Genomic DNA, 9,807 nt, shown 5'->3' on the forward strand with positions numbered 1-9,807 from the left:
CCCCCACCGAAGTGAGGGCCTCCTTGACGTCCTGTCTTACAGGCCGTACTTCTCGCGCGCTTCCTTCACCGCCGTCGCCTTGGCCTCCCCGCGCTTGGCCAGCTGGGCCAGGGCCGCGACCACGATGGACTCGGCGTCCACACCGAAGTGGCGGCGGGCCGCCTCACGGGTGTCGGACAGACCGAAGCCGTCCGCGCCCAGGGAGGACCAGTCCTGCTCGACCCACTGCGCGATCTGGTCCGGGACCTGGCGCATGTAGTCGGAGACCGCCAGCACCGGACCCTCGGCACCCTGCAGCGCCTGACGGACGTACGGCACCCGCTCCTCGCCCCGCAGCAGCGCCGCGTCCGCCTCCAGGGCGTCGCGCCGCAGCTCGGTCCAGGACGTCGCCGACCAGACATCGGCCGCGACACCCCACTCCTCGGCGAGCATCCGCTGCGCCTTCAGCGCCCAGTGGATCGCCGTACCGGAGCCCAGGAGCTGGATGCGCGGGGCGTTCGCCGGCACGGTCACGCCCGCCGACTCGGCCGTGTTGAAGCGGTACAGGCCCTTGACGATGCCCTCGTCGATACCGAGCCCGGCCGGCTTCGCGGGCTGCGGCAGCGGCTCGTTGTAGACGGTCAGGTAGTAGAAGACGTTCGGGTCCTCGCCCGGCGCCGCCTCGCCGTACATCCGGCGCAGGCCGTCCTTGACGATGGCCGCGACCTCGTAGGCGAAGGCCGGGTCGTACGTCAGGGCGGCGGGGTTGGTCGCCGCGATGACGGGGGAGTGGCCGTCGGCGTGCTGGAGACCCTCACCGGTCAGGGTCGTACGGCCGGCGGTGGCACCCACGAGGAACCCACGGCCGAGCTGGTCGCCGAGCTGCCACATCTGGTCGGCCGTGCGCTGCCAGCCGAACATCGAGTAGAAGATGTAGAACGGGATCATCGCCTCGCCGTGCGTGGAGTACGCGGTGGAAGCGGCGATGAAGTCGGCCATCGAACCGGCCTCGGTGATCCCCTCGTTGAGGATCTGGCCGTTCTTGGCCTCCTTGTAGTACATGAGCTGGTCGCGGTCGACGGGCTCGTACGTCTGGCCCTTGGGCGAGTAGATGCCCAGCGACGGGAAGAGCGACTCCATACCGAAGGTGCGCGCCTCGTCCGGCACGATAGGCACCCAGCGCTTGCCCGACTCCTTGTCCCGGACCAGGTCCTTGACGAGCCGGACGAAGGCCATGGTGGTGGCCACGTTCTGGCTGCCCGAGCCCTTGTCGAAGGAGGCGAAGGCCTTCTCGGCGGGGGCGGGCAGCGGGGCCAGGGCGTGCGTACGACGGGCCGGGGCGGGACCGCCCAGGGCCGCGCGGCGCTCCTGGAGGTAACGGACCTCGGGGGAGTCGGCGCCCGGGTGGCCGTAAGGCACGACACCGTCGACGAAGTCGCTGTCCTTGATGGGCAGTTCGAGCAGATCACGCATCGTCTTGAACTCGTCCACCGTCAGCTTCTTCATCTGGTGGTTGGCGTTCTTCGACGCGAAGCCCTCGCCGAGGGTGTGGCCCTTGACCGTCTGGGCCAGGATCACGGTCGGCGCGCCCTTGAACTCGACGGCGGCCTTGTAGGCGGCGTACACCTTGCGCGCCTCGTGACCACCGCGGGAGAGGTGGAAGCACTCCAGGATCTTGTCGTCGCTCAGCAGCTTCGCCATCTCGACGAGCGCCGGGTCCTTGCCGAAGAAGTCCTGGCGGATATAGGCGGCGTCACGGGTCTGGTACGTCTGCACCTGCGCGTCCGGCACCTCGCGCAGCCGGCGTACGAGCGCGCCCGTGGTGTCGAGCTGGAACAGCTCGTCCCAGGCCGTACCCCACAGCGTCTTGATGACGTTCCAGCCGGCGCCGCGGAACTGGGCCTCCAGCTCCTGCACGATCTTGAAGTTGGCGCGGACCGGGCCGTCGAGGCGCTGCAGGTTGCAGTTGATGACGAAGGTGAGGTTGTCGAGACCCTCACGGCTCGCCAGCGCGAGTGCGGCGGTCGACTCGGGCTCGTCCATCTCGCCGTCACCGAGGAAGGCCCAGACATGGGACGCGGAGACGTCCTTGATACCGCGGTTGGTCAGGTACCGGTTGAAGCGTGCCTGGTAGATCGCGGAGAGCGGACCGAGCCCCATGGAGACGGTCGGGAACTCCCACAGCCAGGGCAGCCGGCGCGGGTGCGGGTACGAGGGGAGGCCGTTGCCGCCGGACTCCTGGCGGAAGTTGTCGAGGTGGTGCTCGTTCAGCCGCCCGTCGAGGAAGGCGCGGGCGTAGATACCGGGGGAGGCGTGCCCCTGGATGTACAGCTGGTCACCAGACCCGTCCGCCTCCTTCCCCATGAAGAAGTGGTTGAAGCCGGTCTCGTACAGCCAGGCGGCGGAGGCGAAGGTGGCAATGTGGCCGCCGACGCCGTATTTGCTGCCGCGGGTCACCATGGCCGCCGCGTTCCAGCGGTTCCAGGCGGTGATCTTCCGCTCCATCTCCTCGTCGCCGGGGACGGGTGCCTCGGCGGCGGTGGGGATGGTGTTGAGGTAATCGGTCTCCAGCAGCTTGGGCAGCGCGATGCCGGTGCCCTCCGCGCGCTCCAGTGTGCGGCGCATCAGATAAGCCGCACGGTGCGGGCCGGCAGCCTTGGCGACCGCGTCCAGCGAGGCCTGCCATTCGGCGGTCTCCTCCGGGTCCCGGTCGTGGAGCTGGTCGAGCTCGCTGGGCTGGATGGCGTTGGGGTCGGTCATGTCGCCGCCTTCCTCAGTCGAAGGGGGTTCCCTCATCGGTAAGGGTTCGGGGGTGCCCTTGGTCTTTGGCAGGACAGGGCGTGGGTCTCGGTTCAGACCCGTCGGCGACTGTAACTCCCTGATCGATGATCGATCAAAGGGTTGAGGGCGAAAACCTCTTGATCACGAGAAAGTCGGCACGGGGTGCCTCCGGCGGTGGCACCGGGTGACGTGGGTTTTCGCAGGTGGGGCGACGTATGAGCGGGGGTGCGCTCAGGGTTTCGTGCTCTTCTGTGGCTCTGCCGTGCTCTTCTGGCGTTCAGGACTCGTGGCGGGGGGCGCAGCCGAGGACGTGAGCCTTGACCAGCTCCGCGATGCGCGGGTCACGCCGCCGGAAGGCCTGCACGAGCTCCTCGTGCTCTTCGGCGTACGACTGCTGGACGGTGCCCAGCCAACGGATGGAGAGGGCGGTGAAGACCTCGATGCCGAGCCCTTCCCAGGTGTGCAGGAGTACGGAGTTCCCGGCCGCGCGCACCATCTCCCGATGGAAGCCGACGGTGTGCCGCACCTGGGCGGTCCCGTCGGCGTTCCGGTCAGCCTCGTACAGCGCGGCGACATGCGGTTCCAGCGCCGAGCAGTCCTCCGCCAGCCGCGCCGCCGCGAGCTCGGCGGCGATGGCTTCGAGACCGGCCCGTACGGGGTAACTCTCCTCCAGATCAGCGGCGGTCAGATTCCTGACCCGCACGCCCTTGTTCGGCGCCGACTCGATCAGCCGCAACGACTCCAGCTCCCGCAGCGCCTCCCGCACCGGCGTCTGGCTGACCTCCAGCTCGGTCGCGATCCGCCGCTCCACGATCCGCTCGCCCGGCTGCCAGCGTCCGCTGATGATCCCTTCCAGGATGTGCTCGCGGATCTGTTCCCGCAGCGAGTGGACGACGGGCGCGGTCATGAGGGCTCCTTAGGGCGCGCGTTTGACGATTAGACAATAAGGCCGTCGGCCCTTCCTGTAGGGGCGCACAGGGGCGCTTTCGCGCAGGTGAGACGAGACTTACACGCCAGGGCCGGTGATCCGGGCCACCGGGCAGCGGCTTTTCGCGCAGCCGCCAGGACAGGCCACTGCCTCGGGGCTTGACGGTGTCCCGGGCGGGGGGCGTGCGGTATTCGGGCCCGACGAGGTGGAGGGCCTGTGCAGGTCGGCGGTGTCGGTGATGGGGCCGCCGGTGCCGATGACGCAGGGACGGCCCGGGCGAGCGGCTGCGCGAGCCCTTGGGTCGAGCAGGCGCTGAGGACGACGAGGCGTAGGCCTTCGGCGACGAACTCAGTGAGCAGTTTGCGCAGGCCCTGGTCGGAGATGGGGGCGTCGCTGCCACCGCCGTTGTCGGTGAGGAAGCGGAGGTCGCCGCCGGGGGGTCGTAGGTGTCCTCTGCGAGGACGGCCGAGATGGCCAGGTGGACTGTTCCCGTGAACTCGTCCTGGTGGACGAGGAGTTCGAGCAGAGCACAGGCGTTTGGGGGGTCTGCGCATCACGCCGACCGGGTGCATGCCGTCGCCGGGGTGGTCGTCGCCGGTGTCGACCGGCAGCCGTAACCCCTTCACCGACCGGCTGAAGGTGCGCAGGGCCCGCCACAACGCGCCCCCCGACACATCCCAGACCGCGCCGCCGTCGACGTTCGCCAGCCGGGTCCCCATGATCCCGGAAGCACCACCACAAGGTCATGGAGGTGCGCGCTTCATAGGAAGGAGACAGCAGGCCGCGAAAAAATACGGCGCCCCGCCCGGAAGGTTCCGGACGGGGCGCCGTCGTACGGACGAAGTGGCTTACAGGCCGAGCTCGACCTCGAACTCGCCCGCCTCCAGGATCGCCTTGACGGCCGTCAGGTAACGGGCCGCGTCGGCGCCGTCGACCAGGCGGTGGTCGTAGGAGAGGGTCAGGTACGTCATGTCGCGGACGCCGATGACCGAGCCCTCCTCCGTCTCGATGACGGCCGGGCGCTTGACCGTGGCGCCGATGCCGAGGATCGCGACCTGGCCCGGCGGCACGATGATCGTGTCGAAGAGCGCGCCGCGCGAACCGGTGTTGGAGATGGTGAAGGTCGCGCCCGACAGCTCGTCCGGCGTGATCTTGTTGGCCCGGACCTTGCCCGCCAGGTCGGCGGTGGCCTTGGCAATGCCGGCGAGGTTGAGGTCACCGGCGTTCTTGATGACCGGGGTCATCAGGCCCTTCTCGGAGTCCACCGCGATACCGATGTGCTCGGTGTCGAAGTAGGTGATGGTCCCCTCGGCCTCGTTGATCTTGGCGTTGATGGGCGCGTGGGCCTTCAGCGCCTGGGCCGCGGCCTTGACGAAGAACGGCATCGGGGAGAGCTTGACGCCCTCACGGGCCGCGAACGCGTCCTTGGCCCGGGCGCGCAGCCTCATCAGGCGGGTGACGTCGACCTCGACGACCGAGGACAGCTGCGCCTGCTCGTGCAGCGCCTTGACCATGTTGTCGCCGATGACCTTGCGGATGCGCGGCATCTTGACGGTCTGACCGCGGAGGGGAGAAGCCTCCAGCGTCGGGGCCTTCTTGGCAGCGGCGGCAGCAGGAGCGGCCGCGGCCGGAGCCGGGGCGGCGGCCTTCGCGGCCTCGGCGGCGGCGATGACGTCCTGCTTGCGGATACGACCGCCGACACCGGTGCCCTTGACGGCGGCCAGGTCGACGCCGTTCTCGGCGGCGAGCTTGCGCACCAGCGGGGTGACGTAGGCGCCCTCGTCGGTGGCCTGCGCGGCGGGAGCCGGAGCGGCCGGGGCCGGGGCAGCCGGGGCAGCCGGGGCGGCAGGAGCGGCCGGCGCGGGGGCCGGGGCGGCAGCCTGGGCCTGGGCGGCCGGAGCCGGGGCGGCGGGGGCGGCCGGAGCAGCGGGAGCCGGAGCCGGGGCGGCCGGCGCGGGGGCCGGAGCGGCCTGAGCCGGAGCGGGCTCGGGCTCGGGCGCCGGGGCCGGGGCGGCGGGGGCCGGGGCAGCGGCCGGAGCCGCACCCGGGGCGCCGATGACGGCCAGCTTGGCGCCGACCTCGGCCGTCTCGTCCTCGCCGACCACGATCTCCAGCAGGGTGCCGGACGCGGGGGCGGGGATCTCGGTGTCGACCTTGTCCGTCGACACCTCCAGCAGCGGCTCGTCGGCCTCGACGCTGTCACCGACCGACTTCAGCCAGCGGGTGACGGTGCCCTCGGTGACGGACTCGCCGAGTGCGGGCAGGACGACGTCCGTGCCCTCGGCGGAGCCGGCGCCGGCAGTGGCCTCGGCGGTGGGAGCGGGGGCCGGAGCCGCCTGCTCGGTGGACGGCTGGGCGGCCGGGGCCGGCTCGGGAGCCGGCGGGGCCACCTGCTCGGCGGCCGGGGCCGGGGCGGCAGCGGGCGCGCCCGTGCCGTCGTCGATGACGGCCAGCTCGGCGCCGACCTCAACGGTCTCGTCCTCGGCGACCTTGATGGACGCCAGGACACCAGCGGCAGGGGAGGGGATCTCGGTGTCGACCTTGTCGGTCGAGACTTCGAGCAGCGGCTCGTCGGCCTCGACGCGCTCGCCCTCGGCCTTCAGCCAGCGGGTGACAGTGCCCTCGGTGACGCTCTCGCCGAGCGCCGGAAGGGTTACGGAAACCGCCATGGTTTCGGTTGCTCCTAACGGATTGCGGAAGTCTGTGTCGTCGCGTTCGTCGACCGAGGGGTCAGTCGTGCGAGTGGAGCGGCTTGCCCGCCAGGGCCAGGTGGGCCTCGCCGAGCGCCTCGTTCTGCGTCGGGTGGGCGTGGATGAGCTGGGCGACCTCGGCCGGCAGCGCTTCCCAGTTGTAGATCAGCTGGGCCTCGCCGACCTGCTCGCCCATGCGGTCGCCGACCATGTGGACGCCGACCACGGCACCGTCCTTCACCTGGACGAGCTTGATCTCGCCCGCGGTGTTGAGGATCTTGCTCTTTCCGTTGCCCGCCAGGTTGTACTTCAGAGCGACGACCTTGTCCGCGCCGTAGATCTCCTTGGCCTTGGCCTCGGTGATACCGACGGAGGCGACCTCCGGGTGGCAGTAGGTCACGCGGGGGACACCGTCGTAGTCGATCGGGACGGTCTTCAGACCGGCCAGACGCTCCGCCACCAGGATGCCCTCGGCGAAGCCGACGTGCGCGAGCTGGAGCGTGGGCACGAGGTCACCGACGGCGGAGATGGTCGGGACGTTGGTGCGCATGTACTCGTCGACGAGGACGTAGCCGCGGTCCATGGCGACGCCCTGCTCCTCGTAGCCGAGACCGGCGGAGACCGGGCCGCGGCCGACGGCGACCAGCAGGACCTCGGCCTCGAACTCCTTGCCGTCGGCGAGGGTGACCTTGACACCGTCCTGGGTGTACTCGGCCTTCTGGAAGAAGGTGCCCAGGTTGAACTTGATGCCGCGCTTGCGGAACGCGCGCTCAAGAAGCTTGGAGGAGTTCTCGTCCTCGACCGGGACGAGGTGCTTGAGGCCCTCGATGACGGTGACGTCCGTACCGAAGGACTTCCAGGCGGAGGCGAACTCGACGCCGATGACACCGCCGCCGAGGACGATCGCCGACTTCGGCACGCGGTCCAGGACGAGGGCGTGGTCGGAGGAGATGATGCGGTTGCCGTCGATCTCCAGGCCCGGCAGCGACTTCGGCACCGAGCCGGTCGCCAGCAGGACGTGCCGGCCCTGGATGCGCCGGCCGTTCACGTCGACGGAGGTGGGGGAGGAGAGCCGGCCCGCGCCCTCGATGTACGTCACCTTGCGGGAGGCGATGAGCCCCTGGAGCCCCTTGTACAGGCCGGCGACGACACCTTCCTTGTACTTGTGGACGGCCGGGACGTCGATGCCCTCGAAGGTGGCCTTCACACCGAACAGCTCGCTCTCGCGGGCCTGGTCGGCGATCTCGCCCGCGTGCAGCAGAGCCTTCGTGGGAATGCAACCCCGGTGCAGGCAGGTGCCGCCGACCTTGTCCTTCTCGATCAGGGCGACGTCCAGGCCCAGCTGCGCCCCGCGCAGGGCCGCGGCGTAACCACCGCTACCACCGCCGAGGATCACTAGGTCGAAAACGGTGCTGGCGTCGTTCGCCACGTCACGTCCTCCATGCATGTGCGCCACGCCGGTCTGCGGTGACCGGTCGGCGGCTGGTGTCCGGCCGCTCTTTGCTTTCGGCCCTTCGGTGGGGGCCCTGTCCTGCCGAGCCCCATCTTCGCACTTGTCGGAGGGGAACGAGACGCGGGGCCGACGTGTGAGACACCACACGCTCAAAGGGAAGGGGAGGGTGACATACGGAAGGGCCGCGGGGCCATATCGGCATACGGCCCCACAGCCCGCCCAGGGGCGCGGGGAACTGCGCGACCAGCCCCCATGCCCCCGCACCCGCCACACGACGGGCGAACCCGAGTCTTAGGCGCAGGTCACCCCAACTCGCCCGCGGCCGTCAGCTCGGCCACCCGCACCAGCGTCCGCACGGCAGACCCCGTGCCACCCTTCGGCGTGTACCCGAACGGTCCCTGCTCGTTGAAGGCCGGACCCGCGATGTCGATGTGCGCCCAGGTGATGCCCTCGCCCACGAACTCCCGCAGGAAGATCCCCGCGACAAGACCGCCACCCATCCGCTCACCCATGTTCGCGATGTCGGCGGTGGGCGAGTCCATCCCCTTGCGCAGGTGCTCCGGCAGCGGCATCGGCCACGACGGCTCGCCGACCTCCTCCGCCGCCTCCACCACCGCGGAGCGGAACGCGTCGTCGTTGGCCATGACCCCGAACGTCCGGTTCCCCAGCGCGAGCACCATCGCCCCGGTCAGCGTCGCCACGTCCACGATCGCGTCCGGCTTCTCCTCCGACGCCGCCCACAGCGCGTCGGCCAGCACGAGGCGCCCCTCGGCGTCGGTGTTCAGCACCTCGACGGTCTTGCCGCTGTACATCCGCAGCACATCACCCGGCCGGGTGGCGGAGCCGGAGGGCATGTTCTCGGCCAGCGCCAGCCAGCCGGTGACGTTGACCTCAAGACCGAGCCGCGCCGCGGCGACGACGGCCGCGAAGACCGCCGCCGCACCGCTCATGTCGCACTTCATCGTCTCGTTGTGACCCGCCGGCTTCAGCGAGATGCCGCCCGAGTCGTAGGTGATGCCCTTGCCGACGAACGCGAGGTGCTTCTTCGCCCTGGAGTGCGTGTACGACAGCTTCACCAGACGCGGCCCCGCCGCGGACCCGGCGCCCACGCCGAGGATGCCGCCGTAGCCGCCCTTGGCCAGGGCCTTCTCGTCGAGCACCTGCACCTTGATTCCGTGCTCCTTGGCCGCCGCCTGGGCGACCGCGGCGAAGGCCTCCGGGTTGAGGTCGTTCGGCGGGGTGTTGATCAGGTCACGGGCGCGGTTGAGTTCCTCGGTGACGGCGGTGGCCCGCTCGATCGCGGCCTTGTACGCCTTGTCCCGCGGCTTTCCGCCGAGCAGGGCGATCTCGCCGAGCGGCGCCTTGCCGTTGCCCTTGGCGTTCTTGCCGTTGTCCTTGTACGCGTCGAAGGAGTACGCGCCGAGCAGCGCGCCCTCCGCGACGGCACCGGCGTCCGCGGCGTCCGCGAGGGGAAGAGCGAAGGCGGCCTTCTTCGAGCCGGCGAGCGCACGCGCCGCCGCACCCGCGGCCTTGCGCAGCGCCTCCGCGCTGAACTCGGCGTCCTTCTCGGGCTCCGCGCCGAGACCGACGGCCACCACGAGGGGTGCCTTGAAGCCGGCCGGTGCCGGGAGCTTGGTCACCTCGCCCTCGCCGCCGGAGGCACCGAGGGTCTCCAGGACGCCGGCGAGCCGGCCGTCGTAGGCCTTGTCCAGGGCTTCGGCGCCCGGGGCGACCACGGGGCCCTTGGCGCCCTTGGCGACACCGATCACGATCGCGTCGGCCCGCAGGCCGGGCGCCGCGGCGGTGCTGAGAGTGAGAGCAGTCACGGTGGTGAAATCTCGCTTCCGATGTGAAGTTGCAGTGGCCGAAAGGTGTGGGTCGACCGGGCCCGACGACCGACCCTAGGGGGTGTTTTGAAAGTCCCGCACAGCACCCACGGCGCCCGGCACGCACCCTCGCCGCACCGGCCAAAGACC

5 protein-coding genes are annotated in these 9,807 nt (G+C 70.4%); all 5 read right to left on the reverse strand.

Features of this window, described 5'->3' with window-relative positions; genetic code table 11:
• Window positions 1-36 precede the first annotated feature (36 nt).
• Window positions 37-2,739 (reverse strand): pyruvate dehydrogenase (acetyl-transferring), homodimeric type, encoded by a 2,703-nt coding sequence (gene aceE, locus RMT89_RS29405; RefSeq protein ID WP_315886803.1) that lies wholly within the window; start codon window positions 2,737-2,739, stop codon window positions 37-39.
• A 298-nt stretch (window positions 2,740-3,037) separates the two neighbouring features.
• Window positions 3,038-3,667, reverse strand: coding sequence for a GntR family transcriptional regulator (locus RMT89_RS29410; protein ID WP_315886804.1), 630 nt, complete (start codon window positions 3,665-3,667; stop codon window positions 3,038-3,040).
• Window positions 3,668-4,536: 869 nt separating this feature from the next.
• Window positions 4,537-6,357, reverse strand: a complete 1,821-nt coding sequence (gene sucB / locus RMT89_RS29415; protein WP_315886805.1) for a 2-oxoglutarate dehydrogenase, E2 component, dihydrolipoamide succinyltransferase — start codon at window positions 6,355-6,357, stop codon at window positions 4,537-4,539.
• A 61-nt stretch (window positions 6,358-6,418) separates the two neighbouring features.
• Window positions 6,419-7,807 carry a dihydrolipoyl dehydrogenase gene (gene lpdA / locus RMT89_RS29420; RefSeq protein ID WP_315886806.1) on the reverse strand — a complete coding sequence of 463 codons (1,389 nt, stop codon included), beginning with the start codon at window positions 7,805-7,807 and terminating at the stop codon, window positions 6,419-6,421.
• Between the two features lie 326 nt (window positions 7,808-8,133).
• Window positions 8,134-9,657 carry a leucyl aminopeptidase gene (locus RMT89_RS29425; protein ID WP_315886807.1) on the reverse strand — a complete coding sequence of 508 codons (1,524 nt, stop codon included), beginning with the start codon at window positions 9,655-9,657 and terminating at the stop codon, window positions 8,134-8,136.
• Window positions 9,658-9,807 lie beyond the last annotated feature (150 nt).

Source organism: Streptomyces sp. P17, from assembly GCF_032436805.1.
GTDB lineage: Bacteria > Actinomycetota > Actinomycetes > Streptomycetales > Streptomycetaceae > Streptomyces.

What these genes read in the sequence shown, in the direction of transcription:
- aceE (WP_315886803.1), bottom strand. Translation starts at nt 2,739, where the DNA reads ATGACCGACCCCAACGCCATCCAGCCCAGCGAGCTCGACCAGCTCCAC.
- RMT89_RS29410 (WP_315886804.1), bottom strand. Translation starts at nt 3,667, where the DNA reads ATGACCGCGCCCGTCGTCCACTCGCTGCGGGAACAGATCCGCGAGCAC.
- sucB (WP_315886805.1), bottom strand. Translation starts at nt 6,357, where the DNA reads ATGGCGGTTTCCGTAACCCTTCCGGCGCTCGGCGAGAGCGTCACCGAG.